Here is a 16,563-nt window from a genome sequence, read left to right on the forward strand (position 1 = left end):
GCGAACTGCCCGTGACGGCATTGCTGGCGGCGCAGCAGGCGCCCGCCGTAGCCGAAGCGCTGCGCGCCGAGGGCAGCAGCCGCAGCCTGTTCGCGCCGGTGCTGGATGGCCAGGTACTGCCGCAAGACATCGCGCCCGCACTCGCGCAGGCCGCGTCCCGCGCCGACGTGCTGGTCTGCTATACCCGCGACGAAATGGCCGCCTTTCCCGGCAACGGCCGGGCTGCGTCCGACCAGGAACTGGGCGACGAGGTATTCGGCGCGCCTTCGCGCCAGTGGGCGCGCGACGCCGCTGCCCAGGGCCGCCAGGCCTGGCTGGCGCGCTTTGACGTGGCGCCGACCGCGAACTTCGGCGCCTGCCATTGCATCGAGCTGCCCTTCGTCTTCGACACGCTGCCGGCGTACGCCGGCGCGCCCATGCTTGCCGGACTGCCGCCTGCGCAGGCGCGGCAACTGGCGCAGGCCACGCAGCAGGCATGGATCGCGTTCATCCGCGGCGACGGCCCCGGCTGGCCGGCAGCCCCGCATATGCAGATCCTGGCCTGAACGCGGACTGCATGCGTATCGGCGCGGGCGCACTCGGCTCGCGCCCCAAACATATCAAAACAAGGGGAACTCCATGTTCAAGCAAACCGCGCTGGCGCTGGCGCTGCTGGCGCCGCTGGCGGCTACCGCCGCCTATCCCGACAAGCCCGTCAAGATCATCGTCTCCAATCCGCCTGGCGGTCCCGTGGACGTCATGCTGCGCGTGCTGGCCAGCAAGCTCGGCGCCGCCTGGGGGCAGCCGGTGGTGGTGGAGAACAAGCCCGGCGCCTCCGGCATCATCAGCACGGGCGCGCTGGTCAAATCCGCGCCCGACGGCTATACCCTGGGCATGGTGGTGGCGTCGTCCGTCACCATCGTGCCCTTCGCGGTGGACAGCCTGCCGTTCGATACGCAGAAAGACCTCAAGCCGATCTCGCTGGTCGCACGCACGCCTTTCATCTTCATCGTGCCCAAGGACAGCCCGCTCAAGACCTGGGAAGACTTCGTGCGCGAAAGCAAGGCTCGCAATCTGAGCGTGGGCTCGTTCTCCATCGGCACCGCCTTCCACCTGGTCTGGGAACAGACGGCCCGCCGCGCCGGCATCAAAGCCCTGTACGTGCCCTCGTCCTCGTCCGGCAAGACGCAGAACGATCTGATCGGCGGCCAGCTCGATGTGGGCCTGGACGCGCCGTCGAGTTCCAAGGGCCTGATCGACAGCGGCCGCCTGCGCGCCCTGGCAATCACCAGCCCGGAACGCTTCGGCGGCCTGCCGGACACGCCCACGCTGAAAGAATCCGGTCTCAAGGACTATGCGCCGCAGCCCTGGATCGGGCTGATGGCCCCCGCCGGCATCGCCGATGACCGCGTGGCGCTGATTCAGAAGTCGGTCGCGGACATCCTGAAGGAACCCGCGATGCGGGCGCAGATGGAAACCCTGGGCATGATCCCCATCGGCAGCACGCCGGAAGAGCTGGCCGCCACCATCGAGGCCGACCGCGCCGACATGGGGCCGCTGATCAAGGAACTGGGTATCAAGCTGCAATAGCCGGGACTGCCGCAGCAGGCCAGCGCGCGGGCCTTCAGTCCGCGCGCGCGCCCAGCGTGCGCAGGAACATGGCCGCCAAGGGCCCGGACAGTGCCTGCGCGTCGTGCCGACCCTGTGCGATGCTGGCGTCCACGGCGCCATGCATGCCGTGGTACAGCACGATGGCGGTCAACGCCACATCGTCCAGCTTCCAGCAGCCGGCGCGCGCGCCCGCCTCAAGAATGGCTTCCAGCTGTTCCAACGCAGCGTTCTTCTCTGCCACGCCGCGGTCGGGATGCTGGGCGTCGTGGAACACCACGTCATGCAGTTCATAGCCGTCGAAGTAGACCTGGACTCCCGCCCGGGTCCAGGCGCGCAGCCGCGCCACGCCGTCTTCCGGCGCACAGGCGTCCATTTCGCGCTGGATCTGGTCCAGGAATCCCTGCGAGAACTTGGCGCGCAACGCCGCCAGCATGTCGTTCTTGGACGTGAAGTAGTGATAGAACGTGCCTTTGGCCACGCCGGCACGCTCGACGATCTCATTGATGGTGGTCGTCTCGACGCCTTTCTGGATGAAAAGCGCTTCCGCGGCCGCCATCAGTTCGTCCAGCCGCACGGCGGCCGGCTTGGTGCGGGGCTTGGGAGCGGCGTCCGGGCCTGGCAAGGCAGACGGCTCGACGGGAGCGGGCATATCGTTCAGGGTCGTTTCAGTAGCAAGGCGCCAGTGTAGAGGAGGCGCAGGGACGGGATCAAAAGTTGGCTTTTTTCCATTGACCGACGGTCGGTCGATGAATAGAATACCCCATCCCATACTCTGCATCCCCGCCATGCATCCCACACGCCGCCGCGCCCTGGCCATTGCCGTCAATCTGGGCAGCTTCATCACCATCCTGGACATCAGCATCGTCAACGTGGCGCTGCCCACCATGCAGACGGCCCTGCGCATCGACATGGCCGGGCTGCAATGGGTGGTGGACGCCTACGCCCTGTTCCTGTCGGCCTTCATGCTGTCGGCCGGGCCGCTGGGCGACCGCTACGGCCGCAAGCGTTCCTGGCTGGCGGGCGTGCTGCTGTTCACCGCCGGTTCCGCCCTGTGCGGCCTGGCGGACAACCTGACCGCGCTGCTGATCGGCCGCGCGGTGCAGGGGGTCGCCGGCGCCCTGCTGGTGCCGGGCGCGCTGTCGCTCTTGACCCAGGCCTTTCCCGATCCCAAGGAACGCGCCCAGGCCATCGGCGTGTGGGCTTCCTGCAATGCGATTTCGCTCATCGTGGGCCCCATGCTGGGCGGCGTGCTGGTGGCCCACTTCAACTGGCAGAGCATCTTTCTCATCAACCTGCCGGTCGGCGCGCTGGCCATCGCGCTGGGCGCCTGGAGCATCAAGGAAAGCGCCCATCCCGAACACGCCGCCTTCGACCCCGCGGGCCAGGCCCTCAGCGTGCTGTGGCTGGGTGCGCTGACCTATGGCCTGATCGCTGCGGGCGAACATGGCTGGGCCGCGCCGCAAGCCATGGTTGCGCTCGCCATCGCGGCCGCCGGCCTGCTCGCCTTCCTGTGGGTCGAGCACCACGCGGCGCGGCCCATCCTGCCACTGGGGCTGTTTCGCGACGCCGGCTTCGCCATCACCAACTTCGCGTCCTTCGTGCTGGGTTTTTCCGCCTACAGCAGCCTGTTCTTTTTCTCGCTCTACCTGCAGCACGTGCAGGGACTGTCGCCCCTGGCCGCTGGCTGGCAATTGGCGCCGCAGTTCGCCGCTGCCGGGCTGGTGTCCGTGGTGTTCGGGCGGCTCAATCTGCGCTTTGGGCTGCCGCGGCTGATGATCGCCGGCTTTACGTTCATCGGCACGGCCATGCTGGGCATGACCAGCTTCGAAGCCCACACGTCTTATGCGGTGTCCGGATCCCTGCTGGTACTGCTGGGCCTGGGCACTGGACTGGCGGTGCCGTCGACCAGCATGGCCGTGATGGCCACGGTGCCGCGCGAGCGTTCCGGCATGGCGTCGGCCACCATGAACGCGCTGCGCCAGACCGGCATGACGATAGGCATCGCGCTGCTGGGCGCGCTGATGAGCGGACGCGCCATCGAAGCGCTGACGGCGTCGCTGTCGCAGTTGGGCGCGCCCGATGCGCAAGTCTTGGCGCGGGATGCCATCACGCGCCACGTCATGCCCGGCGAACCCGTCAACGCGGCCGTGCTCGCCGCCGATGCCCTGGCCGGCGGCTTCCATGCCGCCATGCTCGCTGCAGGCGTGGCTTCGCTCCTGGCGGCACTGTTGCTGCTGATCCTCGCGCGCGGCTCCCGCCGCGTTTTGCGCGCGGCCTGAAGCGCTGTTTCCGGCACGCGGAATTCCATCGGCCGGAATCAAAACAGCCTGTTTTTAAGCGTTGGTAACAAACGCGCCGGCCGTCATGCGCTTCGGTAAGATCCTCGTCCAATAACAGGTTAACAACCAAGAGGAGAGCAAAGCATGCCTTACCGTCAATCGATATTCCGCCTGGCGCCGCTGGCGCTCGCCGCCCATTTGCTGATGGCCGGTCCGGCCGCCGCGCAAAGCGCGCCTGGCACCCAAGGACCGCTGGTTCCAGCGCCCAACCCCGCGCTGGCCGCACAGATCGATCAGCGCGCCAAGGCGATCGAAGACAAGCTTATCGCCTGGCGCCGCGACATCCACGAACACCCCGAACTGGGCAACCAGGAGAACCGCACGGCCAAGCTGGTCGCGGACCACTTGCGCGCCTTGGGCATGGACGTGAAGACCGGCGTGGCCGGCACCGGCGTGGTCGCCGTGCTCAAGGGCGGCAAGCCCGGCCCGGTGGTGGCGCTGCGCGCCGACATGGACGCGCTGCCCGTCAAGGAACAGGTGGACCTGCCCTTCGCGTCCAAGGCCAAGGGCACTTACCTGGGCAAGGAAGTGGACGTGATGCACGCCTGCGGCCACGACACCCACACCGCCATCCTGATGGCCACGGCCGAAGTGCTGGCCGGCATGAAGGACCAGCTTCCCGGCAGCGTGAAATTCATCTTCCAGCCCGCCGAGGAAAGCCCCGCCGACTTCGAGCCCGACGGCAAGAAGATCTGGGGCGCGAAGATGATGGTGCAGGAAGGCGTGCTGGAGAATCCCAAGGTGGACGCCATCTTCGGCCTGCACGTGTCCAGCTCGTATCCGGTGGGCAAACTGTCGTGGCGCAGCGGCCCCGCGATGGCCGCCGCCGACCAGTTCTGGATCGACGTTACCGGCAAGCAAACTCATGGCGCGCGCCCCTGGTCCGGTATCGACCCGATCGTGGTCAGCTCGCAGATCATCCTGGGATTGCAGACCATTCCCAGCCGCCAGATCAACAGCATGCTGGAGCCCGCCGTCATCACCGTGGGCGCGATCCACGGCGGCAACCGCATGAATATCGTGCCGGACAACGTCGCCATGACCGGCACCATCCGCACCTATGACGAAGGCATGAAGAAAGACATCCACCAGCGCATCACGCGTACTGCCGACATGATCGCGCAGAGCGCGGGCGCCAAGGCCGACGTGCGCGTGGTGGAGCTGTACAACGCCACCGTCAACAATCCCGCGCTGACCGAGCAGATGGGTCCGACGCTGCGGCGCGTGGCGGGCGAAGGCAATTACGGCCTGCAGCCGAAGTCCACCGCATCGGAGGACTTCTCCTTCTACCAGGAGAAGGTGCCGGGCATGTTCTTCTATCTGGGCGTGACGCCCAAGGGCACCGACGTGGAGAAGGCCGCGCCCAATCATTCGCCGCGCTTCTACGTCGATGAGTCCGGCCTCATCAACGGCGTGCGCGCGCTGTCGAACCTGACCGTGGACTACATGGCGCAGGCGCAGAAAGGCAGTTGAGCCGCGCGGGCTACGCGGTCGCTTCGAATGCCTTGTGATGCGTGACCCGGCCTTGCGCCGGGCGCGTGAATACCAACGCCATGAAGTACCGCGCCGGCACGCCGGGGTACGTCAGCGCCGGCATCTGCGCAAAGCCGAAGCGCGAGTAGTACGACGGCTCTCCCATCACCACGCAGCCGGCCGCGCCCAGCGCCTTCAGGCGCTCCAGGCCTTCCCGGACCAACGCCGCGCCGATGCCCTGGCCTTGCAAGGCGGGCTCCACCGCGACAGGTCCCAGCGCGTACCAGTCCGCCGAGCCATCGCTGACCGTCACCGGAGAAAACGCGACGTGGCCCACGATGCGCCCATCCATCCGCGCCACCAGCGACAGCGTCAGCGTGCCGGCCTCGCGTAGCGCGTCGATGATGTAACCCTCGGTCTGCTGACTGTGCGGATGGTCTTTGAACGCGGCTTGCGTCAGCGTGAAGATCGCGTCGCGGTCGCCCGGTGTTTCCGGAAGGATATGCATGCCTGTGCTCCTGTAGGCTGGGACGCAAAGTGTAGCCGGGCATGGTCGCCATTCCGCATTGACGCCCGCCGGCACGGTGGCTACAGTGGCCGGCAGCTCGGCGCCTCGTCATCGCATAGTCGCCCAGCCCTTTCCGAACCGCCCGCGGCGCGCCGCGGCCCTACTCTGGACCCTTATGAACAGCTACCGCGTCGGCATCGCCGGCTTCGGCGCCATCGGCCAGGCCGTGGCGCAATCCCTGGACGCCGGCCTGCCCGGCCTGACGCTCACCGCCGTGGCGGTGCGCGATCCCAAGGCCCCGCCGGCCTTTGCCTGGACCCAGGCCGCGCCTGCCTACACCACCGTCGACGCCCTGCACGAGCATTGCGACGTGGTGGTGGAATGCGCGCCCGCCGCGGTGTTCCGCGACATCGCCGAGCCCGTGCTGCGCGCCGGCAAGAAGATGGTGGTGCTCAGTTCCGGCGCCCTGCTGCGCCATGACGACCTGATCGAACTCGCCCGCCAGCACCACGGCCAGATCCTGGTGCCCTCGGGCGCCATCCTGGGCCTGGACGCCATTACCGCCGCGGCCGAAGGCGTCATCCATTCCGTCACCATGATCACCCGCAAGCCCGTGCGCGGCCTGTTGGGCGCGCCCTACCTGACCGACAACAACATCGACATCGCGGACATCACCGAACCGCGCCTGATCTTCCGCGGCTCGCCGCGCGAAGCGGCGGTGGGCTTTCCGGCCAACCTGAACGTGGCGGTCAGCGTGTCGCTGGCCGGCATCGGTCCGGACAAGACCACCCTGGAAATCTGGGCCGATCCCTCGCTGGAACGCAATCTCCACCGCGTCGAAGTCGTGTCCGACTCGGCCTCGTTCTCGATGGAAATCCAGAACATTCCGTCGGCCAATCCCAAGACCGGCCGCATCACCGCGCAAAGCGTGATCGCCGCGCTGCGCAAGCTGACCGGTCCGCTGCGCGTGGGCACCTGATCACTGCAGGGCGGCCGGCTAGGCCGCCGCCCGCTGCTGCCGGCCCGACCGGCCATCCACAGGCCGGCGAAGCTGCGCGGGGCCATCGGCCACGGCCATCGGCCCGACCCGCCAGTTCCCCGCCCCATCCAGATCCAGCCTGTCCGTGTGGAAAGCATCGAGCGTGCTGCGATGCCCCACGCTGACCAGCATGCAGGATGGCAGTTCCCCCCGCAGCAGGCTGTACAACGCATGCTCCAGCCCTTCATCCGTGGCGGACGTGGCCTCGTCCAGGAAGACGATGGCGGGCCGGTTGTACAGCACCCGCGCGAACGCCACGCGCTGCTGCTCGCCTATGGACAGGATGCGGGACCAATCGGCCACCTCATCCAGCCGGCCGGCCAGATGCCCCAGGTTGACCTGCCGCAGCGCTTCGGCCAGGCGCGCATCGTCCTCGGGTTGCGCCAGCCCCGGATATGCGACCGCGCCGCGCAGATCGCCCAACGGCAGATACGGCCGTTGCGACAGGAACAAGGCGCAAGCGCCCTGCGGCCGGCGCACCGAGCCCTGCGCATAGGGCCACAGGCCTGCCAGCGCGCGCAGCAAGGTGGTCTTGCCGCTACCCGACGGCCCTTTGATCAGCAGGGCCTGGCCCGGCCGCAAGCTCAGGTTCAGATCGCGCAGCAGGACCGTGCCGTCGGGCCGCGCCACCTGCACGTCTTCGATATCCAGGCCGTCGGGCAAGGGTTCGGTCTGTACCGCGGGCAACGCGCGCGCGGCCTCGTTGGCGTCCAGAAAGCCGTTCAGCCGGTCCAGCGTGGCGCGGTATTGCGCAAAGGTGTCGTATGAAGTACGGAAGAAGGACAGGGAATCCTGCACCTGCCCGAAAGCCTGCGACGTCTGGATGACATCACCCAGCTTGATCGCGCCGCTGAAGAAACGCGGCGCCTGCAGGATGAAGGGGAACACCACCGCGACCTGGCTCACCGACAGGTTGAAGCCGTCGAACTTCAGCCCCCGGTACACGCGCGCCCACAAGTTGGCGATGTAGGCCGAGAAACGTGTCCATAAGGTGGCCCGCTCCACGTTCTCGCCTTGATAGAACGCCACGTTCTCGGCGTTCTCGCGCAGGCGGACCAGCGCGTAGCGGAAGTTCGCCGTCAGCCGCTCGGACAGGAAATTCAGCTTGATCAGCGGACGCCCGATCTTGAAGGCGAACAAGGTCGCCACGATCACATACAGGTACACCATGAACACCATGGCGCGCGGGATCTCCACGCCGGCCACGGTCAAGGCGCCGGACAGGCCCCAAAGGATGGAGGTGAACGCCACCAGCGAGACGACCGCGCTCAGCGCGCCGATCGCCAGCGTGCGCGAGCCCGTCACGAACATGGCGATGTCCTGCTCGATGCGCTGGTCGGGATTGTCGACCGGCGCGTCGACGAAATGGCCGCGGTAGTAGGCGCCCGCGCCCAGCCAGTCGCGGGTCAGGCGATCGTTGAGCCACACGCGCCAGCGGATATCGAAGGCCTGCCCGGCATAGCTGTCGACCAGCGTGCGCACCACGTGCACACAGGCCAGCACCGAGAATATGCCCAGGAAGCGCCAGAATGCGCCCTGGTCCAGCGCCTGCAGCGCACTGTAGAAACCGTTGTACCAGAACGAAAACAGCACCGTCATGCGCACGGCGAACATCGCCAGGAACAACAGCAGCGCCAGCATCAACAAGGGACGCCAGCTGCGCCGGGGATCCAGATACGGCCACGCCAGACGCCAAAACTTGCGTCCCCAGTCCGTATAGCGCGCCAGCAAGCCCGCCGTCAGCACCAGCACGACGGCTGAGATGCCGAAGGCGCGCGCCAGCCAGAGCCCGCTTTCCGCCAGTTGCTGCTGCCAGTTCAGGTCCATGAGTCGATTGCCCTCCGATACGCGTTTCTGGTTAGACGAGGCATTCGCATCGAGTTCCGGCGCACAGGCCGTTTTAAGCCTGGCTTAAGCGTTCCGGCAGGGTGAACGCAAGGTCGCTGAAAGCAAGAGGCCGGATCGCGGGAGGGACGGCGCGCCGCGGGCGGAACGTTCCCCTGGCGGCTATCATTGGCGCTTGGGCAGCAATGCCGCGGGAACAAAGAAAATGGACAGGATCAGGCTGGACAAATGGCTGTGGGCCGCGCGCTTCTACAAGACACGCAGCCTGGCCGTGCAGGAAATCGGCAAGGGCCGGGTGTTGGTGAACGACCAGCCCGCCAAGCCGGCGCGCGAGGTCGCACCCGGCGACCTGGTCACGGTCCGCAAGGAAGACCCGGCGCTGCATGTGCGGGTGATGGGCGTCAGCGGGGTGCGCGGCCCCGCCCCTGTCGCGCGCCAGCTCTACGAGGAAACGCCCGAAAGCGTCGCGGCCCGCGAGCGCGCCGCCGAAATGCGCCGCCTGGCGCCCGAGCCTGCGCTGGGCATAGAGGCCGGCCGCCCGACCAAGCGCGACCGGCGGCTGATAGACCAGATGCGCGGCAAGTAGATCCGCCCGCGCCGACGACCATCAACTTTCTTATGCGCAAGCCCATCATGAAAAGCAGTTCGACAGGCGGCCTGGTCTATTCCACCGACGGCGGCCGCATGTGCCCCGAGTGCCGCAAGCCGCTGGTGCAGTGCCTGTGCAAGCAGACCGCCCAGGCGGTTGCCGCCGGCGACGGCGTGGCGCGCGTATCGCGCGAAACCAAGGGACGCGGCGGCAAGAGCGTCACCGTGGTCAAGGGCCTGGCGCTGGACGGCGCGGCGTTGAACGCGCTGGGCAAGCAGTTGCGCAACGCCTGCGGCTCGGGCGGAACGGTGAAGGACGGCGTGATCGAAATCCAGGGCGACCACTGCGAGCGCGTCATGGACACCCTGCAAAAACAAGGCTTCCGCGCCAAGCGCGCGGGCGGCTGACAGCGACGGAGTATCAACAATGACCGATCTGCAAACAAGCGATGTCGCCAGCTGGCACGCCCATGTGTATTTCGATGCCGCCAGCCGCGATGCGGCGCACGCGCTGCGCGAAAGGATTGCCGCGCGCTTTGCCGGCAAGATGGAACTGGGGCGCTTCCATGAGCGCCCCGTCGGCCCGCATCCCCAATGGAGCTACCAGATCGCCTTCACGCCCGGGCACTTCGCGGAGCTCGCCACCTGGCTGACGCTGCATCACGGGACGCTGGATATCTTCATGCACCCCAACACCGGCGACTCGATCCGCGACCACCGCGACTGCGCCGTCTGGATCGGCCGCAGCTACACTCTGAACCTGCAGGCGCTGGGCGCCTGAACGGCTACAGCGCGCGGCCCACGATCAGCGAATCCAGGGCCATCATGGGATCGCCGCTCTTGCCTTCATACGGCAGACGGCTGAGCACGTAGCGCATCGCATTGATCCGCGCGCGCTTCTTGCAGTCGGACTTGACCACCACCCAGGGCGCGTCGGCCGTGTCGGTATGCGCGAACATGGCTTCCTTGGCTCGGGTGTAATCGTCCCACTTGTCCAGTGAAGCCAGGTCCACCGGGCTGAGCTTCCACTGCTTGAGCGGATGCACCTTGCGCTGCAGGAAGCGGCGGCGCTGTTCTTCCTGGCTGACCGAGAACCAGAACTTGATCAGGTGAATGCCGCTGCTGACCAGGTGGCGTTCAAAATCCGGCACCTGGCGCAGGAAGTCCAGGTATTCATTCTGGGTGCAGAAGCCCATCACACGCTCCACCCCCGCGCGGTTGTACCAGGAACGGTCGAACATGACGATCTCGCCCGCGGTCGGCAGGTGCTGCACGTAGCGCTGGAAGTACCACTGGCCCTTTTCCGTGTCGGACGGCTTCTCCAGGGCGACCACGCGCGCGCCGCGCGGATTCAGGTGTTCCATCATGCGCTTGATGGTGCCGCCCTTGCCGGCGGCGTCGCGGCCCTCGAACAGGATCACGACGCGCTGGCCAGTGGCCTTGACCCAGGCCTGCAGCTTCAGCAGTTCGACCTGCAGGCTGTATTTCTGCTTTTCGTAGTTGCGGCGCAGCATGCGGTGGCGATAGGGATAGGTGCCTTCGCGCCAGTCCGCGGCCAGCTCGTCGTCGGGATTGCGGCGCGTGCGCGGCACCACCGAATTGGCTTCCAGCAGCGCACGATGCACCGCCTGCGCGTCGTCCGGCGACAATTCCTCGATGACCGAGCGCAGCGCCTCGCGCGCCTGGGCCGGCGCGCTGACGTTATAGCGGCGGGCAATGTCGGCCAACACGGCCACGGACTCCTGGCGCGCGGCGTCCTGGCGGGCAACGACGCGCTTGCGCACATCGAGGGCCGACTCGGCGGCGGCCGCGGCGGACACGGGATCGGCGGCGGGCGTCGATGTCTTCGCGGCGCGCGGCTTGCGGCTGGTGGTCACCGGCGTGACCACGGTCTTGACGACCGGTTGCGCGGGCGCGCTGGCGGCGCGCTTGCGCGGCGCTTCGGCTACGGCTTGTTCGTGGGCTGGGGTGGTCTTGTCTGTCATCGATCCTGTCCTCGCTGCGCTGATCGTCCTGCCCGCGGCTGCCAGGCTTGCGCCTGCGGCCCTTATCGGGAAAAGCGCAAACGCTACTCCGAGCCCTGCCCCGCGGATTTGACTTCGATCAAACGTTGTAACATTTTTGCAGCGACGAAGGCCGCTACACTGGCCTCCCTTCATCCGCCCCTGCGCCATGTGGTCATTCATCAAACGGCTGCTAGCCGGTCCGACGCCGCCCGAGGATCCCCTGCGCGAGCGCGTGGGCTTCGACGACGCTGGCTTCACGCGCAGCAGTGAGCTGGCGCGCGCCCTGGGCCAGCAGGAGTTCTGGCCCTGGAGCGACATCCTGGAATTCGGCTTCCGCTACACGCAGGCCATCTATCCCGACCCCTGGGCGGGCGACTACATGGAAGGCCTGTGGTTCCTGCGCGTGCCCAGCGATGGCGGCGGGCTGATGGCCATGGAATTCGACGCCGCCATGCTCGACGTCGAGCACCTGCCTCCCGCCCTGCTGCACAACATGCCCGGACTGGACAGGGGCGCGCTGCGCGCGGGGCTGGCAGCCGCCGCGCGCGGACCGCGCAACTTCGAAGAGCAAGGGGAATGGGTGGGATGGCGCGCGGCCGCTACACCCGGTCCAGGCCCTGCTTGAGATCGGCCAGGATGTCCTCGGGCGTCTCCAGTCCCACCGACAGGCGCAGCAAGCCCTCGGATAGCCCGTAGCGTTCGCGGTCCTCGGCCGTGTAGCTGGCGTGCGTCATGGACGCGGGATGCTGGATCAGGGTTTCGGGATCGCCCAGGCTGACCGCGATGCGGGCCAGCTTCAGGCTGTTGAGCAGGTTACGCCCGGCGGCCAGCCCGCCCTTCAGCTCGAACGCGACCAGGCCGCCGCCGGCCGATTGCTGGCGGCGCGCGATCGCCGCGCCCGCCGTATCCGCCAGCCCGGGATAGAACACCTCTGCTACCGCGGAATGCGCGCGCAGCAGCCTGGCCACTTTCAAGGCGGATTCGCTGTGGCGCGCCACGCGCAGCTCCAGCGTCTTGATCCCGCGCAGCACCAGGAAAGCGGTGAACGGAGACAAGGTGGCGCCGGTGAAGTAGCGCAGCCCCTGCAGCCGGATCGCGTCGATGTGTTGCTTGCGGCCCAGCACCGCGCCGGCCAGCAGGTCGCCATGGCCGCCCAGGTACTTGGTGGCCGAATGCAGCACGATGTCGGCGCCATGCTCCAGCGGACGCTGCAGCACCGGCGTGGCGAAGGTATTGTCGACGATGGTCAGCAGGCCCTTGCCGCGGGCGATGGCGGACACCGCCGCGATATCCACCAGGCGCAGGTTCGGATTGGCGGGCGTCTCGAAATAGACGGCGCGCGTCTTGGGGCCGATGGCCGCCGCCACGGACTCGGGGCGGGTGAAGTCGGCGAACACCGCGCGCACGCCAAAACGCGTCAGACCTTGCGTAAACAGCGTGAAGGCGGTGCCGTACACGATCTGGTCCACCACGATCTCGTCGCCGCTTTGCAGGAGCGAGAACAAGGTGGCCGAAATCGCCGCCATGCCGGAAGCGGTCACGACGCCCGCTTCGGCGCCCTCCAGCGACGCCAGCCGCTCTTCCAGCAGCGCCTGCGTCGGATTGCGGGTGCGGCCGTAGACGTAGCCCTGCTTCTCGCCCAGGCGGATCTGGTCGAAGGCCTCGATGCTGTCCTGGGTGTAGGTGGAGGTCAGGTAGAGGGGGGGCGCCAGCGCGCCCTGCTCGTCCAGCGGGTCGTAGCCCAGGTGGATGGCGCGCGTGGCGAAGCCGTGTTGCGTGGACTCGGTCATGTCAATGTTCCTGTGTTTGCGAATATGGCCGGAGCATCGGGCTGCGGCATAGAGTCAGCGTTTGTGGTCGGCGCGGCGCGACAACCATTCGCCGGTGAACTGCACAATGGAGACCAGCGCGATCAGGATCACGATCACCTCGAACATGACGCGGGTCTCGTAGCGTTCGTAGCCATAGCGAATCGCCAGGTCGCCCAGGCCGCCGGCGCCGACCGCGCCGGCCATGGCCGAGGCGTTGATCATGGCGATGACGCTGACCGTCATGCCGCCGATGATGCCCGGCAAGGCTTCCGGCAACAGCACGTGGCGCACGATGTGCCAGCGGCGGCAGCCCATGGCCCTGGCCGCTTCCACCAGGCCGTGGTCCACGTCGTTCAGGCTGACCTGGGCGACGCGCGCGAAGAACGGCACCAGATTGGCCGACAGCGGCACGATGGCGGCCCAGGTGCCCAGCGTGGTGCCCACCAGGAAGCGCGTGAACGGCAGCATCGCCACCAGCAAAATGATGAAGGGGATGGCGCGAAAGGTATTCACCGTTACCGACAAGACCTTGTTGAAGCGCGGCCTGGGATACAGGTTGCCGGGCGCGGTGACGGTCAGCACCACGGCCAGCGCCAGGCCGAGAACAATCGCGATGACGGCGGATACGCCCACCATGGCCAGGGTCTGCAGGAAGGCCTGCAGGTATTTATCAAGCATCGGCAGCGACATAACCCAGCACCTTGATCTGATCGGCCACCAGCGCGGCGCGCGTGGCCTCTTCCTGTAATGCGCCCGCAGGCACGGATACCAGCAGGCTGCCTTGGGCATGGCCGCGCAGGCGGTCCAGGCCGCCATGCAGCAGCGTCGCGCCAGGACCGAGCGCCGCCAGCGCCTGCAAGGACACGCCATCCGGGCGTCCCTGCCCCGTGAAGCGCAACCGCAGCACCGCCACGCCCGTCCGGCCTTGCAGGTCAGGCACGAGCCTGACCGCCAGGTCGGCCGGCAGATCGTGTTGCAAGGGCCGCAGCAAGGCCCGCGTGGCGTCGGCCTGGGGGTTGCCGAACACGCGCCAGACCTCGCCTTCCTCGACCTTGCGGCCGCCGTCCAGCACCAGCACCTTGTGGCAGACCTCGCGGATCACCGCCATGTCATGCGTGATCAGCACCACGGTCAGGCCCAGCTTGCGGTTGATGTCCAGCAGCAAGGCCAGGATCGACTGCGTGGTCTCGGGGTCCAGCGCCGAGGTGGCTTCGTCGCACAGCAGGATCTCCGGTTCGTGCACCAACGCGCGGGCGATGCCGACGCGCTGCTTCTGGCCGCCGGACAGCTTTGCCGGATAAGCGTCGGCCTTGTCGCGCAGCCCCACCAGTTCCAGCAGTTCCTCCACCCGGGCCCGCGCGGCGGCGGGCTTCACGCCTGCCACGCGCAAGGGCAAGGCCACGTTCTCGGCCACCGTCTTGGCCGACAGCAGGTTGAAGTGCTGGAAGATCATGCCGATGCGGCGGCGCAGGCCCACCAGCGCATTCTCTTGCAGGCCGCCCACATCGACGCCGTCCACCAGCACGCGGCCGGCGCTGGGCCGCTCCAGCATGTTGATGGAACGCAGCAGCGTGGACTTGCCCGCGCCGCTGCGTCCGATGATGCCGAAGACCTCGCCGCGGGCGATGGAGAACGACACATCGGAGAGCGCGGCTACCGGCCCCTGCGCGCCCTCGTAGCGTTTTTGCAAGCCCTCGAACACGATGTGCGCGTCGATGGCCTGCGTACGCGGCGCGGCGTCGGCCAGCCCGTCCATGGAAAATTCGTGTTGCATCATTGCCCGATTCCAGCCTCAGAAAACCGGGATGACCGAACCTTCGTACTTGCTCAGGATGAACTGGCGCACCTCCTCGGAGTGGTAGGCCTTGACCAGTTCAGGCACCCAGGGCGCGTTCTTGTCCTGTTCGCGCACCGCGATGATGTTCACGTAGGGATTGTTTTCCTTCTTCTCCACCGCGATGCCGTCGCGCGTGGCGATCAGCCCCGCCTGATAGGCAAAACTGTTGACGATGGCCGCGGTGTCCACGTCGGGCAGCGAGCGCGCCAGCACCACCGAGGCGCTTTCCACGAAGTTGAGCTTCCTGGGGTTGGACGTCACGTCCGCCAGCGTCGCCGTGCCGGTGGCCGGATCGAATCCGTCCTTCAGCGTGATCAAGCCCTGGTCGCGCAGGATGACCAGGGCGCGCGTCTGGTTGCTGGGGTCGTTGGGAATGCCGACGCGGGCGCCCTCGGGCAGCGCCTCCAGCGACTTGTACTTTTTGGAGTAGAACGCGATCGGCGAGATCAGCGTGTTGGCCACGGGTACGAGCTTGTAGCCGCGTTGCTTGATCTGGTCATTCAGGAAAGGAACGTGCTGGAAGGCGTTGGCGTTCAGGTCACCGTTGTTGAGCGCTTCGTTGGGGCTGGCGGTGCCCGTGATCACCACGGGTTCCACGGCCAGGCCGTTCTTCTTGGCGACCTGGGCCACCACCTCCCAGATCTGCTCGTCGACACCGCCGCGCACGCCCACCTTGAGGGGCTTGGGATCGGCCGAAAACGCCGGGCCATGGAACATTGCCGCCGAAGCCAGCACCGCGCCCAGCAGGCGCTTGAAGAAACGGGAAGTCATATTGGAATCGCCTCTCAGGCTATGCGGTTATGAGAGCAACGATTCTAGGGAGGGGGACGGACCGGGCGAACGAATAGTTCGTTGAGTCCTTATTACAAGGGCGTTTGGTTATGGCGGCTGGGCATATGGTCCCGGCGGATGCCCGGCCGCGCGAATCAGAAGGGCTTGACGACCACCAGCGTCACGATGGCCGCGGAAGCGATGACGGTGAACGGCGCGTACAGGTCCACCAGCGGCGGGCGCTTGGGGCTGCCATCGGCCATGCGGCGCAACGCCGCGCTCTGGATGCCGAGCAGCGCCGACAGCGCCAGCGCGAAGACCAGCTTGACCCAGATCCAGGTCATGGCAAACCAGCCGAAGGCCATGGCCAGGTGCAAGCCGACCAGCCAGGTCAGCACCATGGCCGGCGTGGTCACGTACAGCGTCCAGCGGCGCAAGGCGCCCAGCATCTTGCGTTCTTTCGGCGCTTCTTCACTGTCCTGCGGTTGCGAGGACAGCAGGAAGAGCGACACGAACAGCGATCCGCCCAGCCAGGCGACCACGGCCGCGACGTGGAGCATTTTCAGGAGTTGATAGGTCATGATGCCCGGCATTATCGCCGGATGCGGACCGCGCCGTGTATCGGCGCGGCGCATCTGTTTGCGCTACGGCAACCCGGCGCGGCGACGCGGCCCTACTTGGCCGTCTCGGAGTTGGCCGGCGCAGCGGGCGGTGGCGCTGGCGTTGGCGTTGCCGCGGGCGCGCTGGACGCTGGGG

General features: G+C 67.3%; 17 protein-coding genes and 1 pseudogene. 9 read left to right on the top strand and 9 right to left on the bottom strand.

What is annotated here, in order from left to right; translation table 11 throughout:
• Together WBB14_RS29115 and WBB14_RS29120 are read left to right on the top strand one after the other, a co-directional pair.
• Window positions 1-545: pseudogene (locus WBB14_RS29115) on the top strand (carboxylesterase/lipase family protein); the annotation flags it as partial.
• Window positions 546-618: 73 nt separating this feature from the next.
• Complete coding sequence (locus WBB14_RS29120; RefSeq protein ID WP_424242831.1) at window positions 619-1,569, top strand: Bug family tripartite tricarboxylate transporter substrate binding protein; 951 nt, start codon at window positions 619-621, stop codon at window positions 1,567-1,569.
• Window positions 1,570-1,603: 34 nt separating this feature from the next.
• On the opposite strand, the gene WBB14_RS29125 is transcribed toward WBB14_RS29120, so the two are convergent.
• Window positions 1,604-2,239: a TetR/AcrR family transcriptional regulator gene (locus WBB14_RS29125; protein ID WP_424242832.1), complete on the bottom strand. Its 636-nt coding sequence runs from the start codon at window positions 2,237-2,239 to the stop codon at window positions 1,604-1,606.
• A gap of 136 nt (window positions 2,240-2,375) precedes the next feature.
• On the opposite strand from WBB14_RS29125, the gene WBB14_RS29130 reads away from it, so the two are divergent.
• Both WBB14_RS29130 and WBB14_RS29135 read left to right on the top strand, forming a co-directional pair.
• On the top strand, window positions 2,376-3,869 hold the full coding sequence (locus WBB14_RS29130) for an MFS transporter (protein WP_424242833.1): 1,494 nt from the start codon (window positions 2,376-2,378) through the stop codon (window positions 3,867-3,869).
• Between the two features lie 144 nt (window positions 3,870-4,013).
• The gene (locus tag WBB14_RS29135) at window positions 4,014-5,402 is read left to right on the top strand and encodes an amidohydrolase (protein ID WP_424242834.1); all 1,389 of its coding nucleotides are present in this window, start codon (window positions 4,014-4,016) and stop codon (window positions 5,400-5,402) included.
• Between the two features lie 10 nt (window positions 5,403-5,412).
• Here WBB14_RS29135 and WBB14_RS29140 read toward each other — a convergent pair whose 3' ends face one another.
• Window positions 5,413-5,910 (bottom strand): GNAT family N-acetyltransferase, encoded by a 498-nt coding sequence (locus tag WBB14_RS29140; protein ID WP_424242835.1) that lies wholly within the window; start codon window positions 5,908-5,910, stop codon window positions 5,413-5,415.
• A 175-nt stretch (window positions 5,911-6,085) separates the two neighbouring features.
• On the opposite strand from WBB14_RS29140, the gene WBB14_RS29145 reads away from it, so the two are divergent.
• On the top strand, window positions 6,086-6,889 hold the full coding sequence (locus WBB14_RS29145) for an aspartate dehydrogenase (protein WP_424242836.1): 804 nt from the start codon (window positions 6,086-6,088) through the stop codon (window positions 6,887-6,889).
• 18 nt (window positions 6,890-6,907) lie between these two features.
• Here WBB14_RS29145 and WBB14_RS29150 read toward each other — a convergent pair whose 3' ends face one another.
• A complete protein-coding gene (locus WBB14_RS29150) occupies window positions 6,908-8,776 on the bottom strand; it encodes an ABC transporter ATP-binding protein/permease (protein WP_424242837.1) in 1,869 nt (622 codons plus the stop codon).
• Between the two features lie 223 nt (window positions 8,777-8,999).
• Between WBB14_RS29150 and WBB14_RS29155 the strand changes: the two genes are divergently transcribed.
• The 3 genes from WBB14_RS29155 to WBB14_RS29165 are packed head-to-tail and all read left to right on the top strand — an operon-like array spanning window position 9,000 to window position 10,163.
• Complete coding sequence (locus WBB14_RS29155) at window positions 9,000-9,380, top strand: RNA-binding S4 domain-containing protein (RefSeq protein WP_424242838.1); 381 nt, start codon at window positions 9,000-9,002, stop codon at window positions 9,378-9,380.
• Window positions 9,381-9,427: 47 nt separating this feature from the next.
• A complete protein-coding gene (locus WBB14_RS29160) occupies window positions 9,428-9,790 on the top strand; it encodes a translation initiation factor Sui1 (RefSeq protein WP_424242839.1) in 363 nt (120 codons plus the stop codon).
• A gap of 19 nt (window positions 9,791-9,809) precedes the next feature.
• Entirely contained in the window at window positions 9,810-10,163 is a 354-nt protein-coding gene (locus WBB14_RS29165; RefSeq protein ID WP_424242840.1) for a DOPA 4,5-dioxygenase family protein, read from the top strand.
• Window positions 10,164-10,167: 4 nt separating this feature from the next.
• Here the strand turns inward: WBB14_RS29165 and ppk2 are convergent, their stop codons facing one another.
• Entirely contained in the window at window positions 10,168-11,367 is a 1,200-nt protein-coding gene (ppk2, locus tag WBB14_RS29170) for a polyphosphate kinase 2 (RefSeq protein ID WP_424242841.1), read from the bottom strand.
• A 187-nt stretch (window positions 11,368-11,554) separates the two neighbouring features.
• On the opposite strand from ppk2, the gene WBB14_RS29175 reads away from it, so the two are divergent.
• Window positions 11,555-12,013 (top strand): hypothetical protein, encoded by a 459-nt coding sequence (locus tag WBB14_RS29175; protein ID WP_424242842.1) that lies wholly within the window; start codon window positions 11,555-11,557, stop codon window positions 12,011-12,013.
• Here WBB14_RS29175 and WBB14_RS29180 read toward each other — a convergent pair.
• The 5 genes from WBB14_RS29180 to WBB14_RS29200 all read right to left on the bottom strand — a co-directional run bounded on the left by WBB14_RS29180 (window position 11,988) and on the right by WBB14_RS29200 (window position 16,388).
• Window positions 11,988-13,178 carry a trans-sulfuration enzyme family protein gene (locus WBB14_RS29180; RefSeq protein ID WP_424242843.1) on the bottom strand — a complete coding sequence of 397 codons (1,191 nt, stop codon included), beginning with the start codon at window positions 13,176-13,178 and terminating at the stop codon, window positions 11,988-11,990. The two genes, WBB14_RS29175 and WBB14_RS29180, sit on opposite strands and share 26 nt — an antisense overlap.
• A 54-nt stretch (window positions 13,179-13,232) precedes the next feature.
• The gene (locus WBB14_RS29185) at window positions 13,233-13,889 is read right to left on the bottom strand and encodes a methionine ABC transporter permease (RefSeq protein ID WP_424242844.1); all 657 of its coding nucleotides are present in this window, start codon (window positions 13,887-13,889) and stop codon (window positions 13,233-13,235) included.
• The gene (locus WBB14_RS29190) at window positions 13,870-14,973 is read right to left on the bottom strand and encodes a methionine ABC transporter ATP-binding protein (RefSeq protein WP_424242847.1); all 1,104 of its coding nucleotides are present in this window, start codon (window positions 14,971-14,973) and stop codon (window positions 13,870-13,872) included. The genes WBB14_RS29185 and WBB14_RS29190 overlap by 20 nt, the downstream gene beginning before the upstream one ends.
• An 18-nt stretch (window positions 14,974-14,991) precedes the next feature.
• Window positions 14,992-15,807: a MetQ/NlpA family ABC transporter substrate-binding protein gene (locus WBB14_RS29195; protein ID WP_424242845.1), complete on the bottom strand. Its 816-nt coding sequence runs from the start codon at window positions 15,805-15,807 to the stop codon at window positions 14,992-14,994.
• Between the two features lie 155 nt (window positions 15,808-15,962).
• Window positions 15,963-16,388 carry a CopD family protein gene (locus tag WBB14_RS29200; protein ID WP_424242846.1) on the bottom strand — a complete coding sequence of 142 codons (426 nt, stop codon included), beginning with the start codon at window positions 16,386-16,388 and terminating at the stop codon, window positions 15,963-15,965.
• Between the last annotated feature and the right edge of the window lie 175 nt (window positions 16,389-16,563).

The organism is Achromobacter sp., from assembly GCF_049647645.1.
GTDB lineage: Bacteria > Pseudomonadota > Gammaproteobacteria > Burkholderiales > Burkholderiaceae_B > Achromobacter.

Bases quoted from the DNA above. Each gene is read 5' to 3' on its own strand.
- WBB14_RS29120 (WP_424242831.1), top strand. From the start codon at position 619: ATGTTCAAGCAAACCGCGCTGGCGCTGGCGCTGCTGGCGCCGCTGGCG.
- WBB14_RS29125 (WP_424242832.1), bottom strand. From the start codon at position 2,239: ATGCCCGCTCCCGTCGAGCCGTCTGCCTTGCCAGGCCCGGACGCCGCT.
- WBB14_RS29130 (WP_424242833.1), top strand. From the start codon at position 2,376: ATGCATCCCACACGCCGCCGCGCCCTGGCCATTGCCGTCAATCTGGGC.
- WBB14_RS29135 (WP_424242834.1), top strand. From the start codon at position 4,014: ATGCCTTACCGTCAATCGATATTCCGCCTGGCGCCGCTGGCGCTCGCC.
- WBB14_RS29140 (WP_424242835.1), bottom strand. From the start codon at position 5,910: ATGCATATCCTTCCGGAAACACCGGGCGACCGCGACGCGATCTTCACG.
- WBB14_RS29145 (WP_424242836.1), top strand. From the start codon at position 6,086: ATGAACAGCTACCGCGTCGGCATCGCCGGCTTCGGCGCCATCGGCCAG.
- WBB14_RS29150 (WP_424242837.1), bottom strand. From the start codon at position 8,776: ATGGACCTGAACTGGCAGCAGCAACTGGCGGAAAGCGGGCTCTGGCTG.
- WBB14_RS29155 (WP_424242838.1), top strand. From the start codon at position 9,000: ATGGACAGGATCAGGCTGGACAAATGGCTGTGGGCCGCGCGCTTCTAC.
- WBB14_RS29160 (WP_424242839.1), top strand. From the start codon at position 9,428: ATGAAAAGCAGTTCGACAGGCGGCCTGGTCTATTCCACCGACGGCGGC.
- WBB14_RS29165 (WP_424242840.1), top strand. From the start codon at position 9,810: ATGACCGATCTGCAAACAAGCGATGTCGCCAGCTGGCACGCCCATGTG.
- ppk2 (WP_424242841.1), bottom strand. From the start codon at position 11,367: ATGACAGACAAGACCACCCCAGCCCACGAACAAGCCGTAGCCGAAGCG.
- WBB14_RS29175 (WP_424242842.1), top strand. From the start codon at position 11,555: ATGTGGTCATTCATCAAACGGCTGCTAGCCGGTCCGACGCCGCCCGAG.
- WBB14_RS29180 (WP_424242843.1), bottom strand. From the start codon at position 13,178: ATGACCGAGTCCACGCAACACGGCTTCGCCACGCGCGCCATCCACCTG.
- WBB14_RS29185 (WP_424242844.1), bottom strand. From the start codon at position 13,889: ATGTCGCTGCCGATGCTTGATAAATACCTGCAGGCCTTCCTGCAGACC.
- WBB14_RS29190 (WP_424242847.1), bottom strand. From the start codon at position 14,973: ATGCAACACGAATTTTCCATGGACGGGCTGGCCGACGCCGCGCCGCGT.
- WBB14_RS29195 (WP_424242845.1), bottom strand. From the start codon at position 15,807: ATGACTTCCCGTTTCTTCAAGCGCCTGCTGGGCGCGGTGCTGGCTTCG.
- WBB14_RS29200 (WP_424242846.1), bottom strand. From the start codon at position 16,388: ATGACCTATCAACTCCTGAAAATGCTCCACGTCGCGGCCGTGGTCGCC.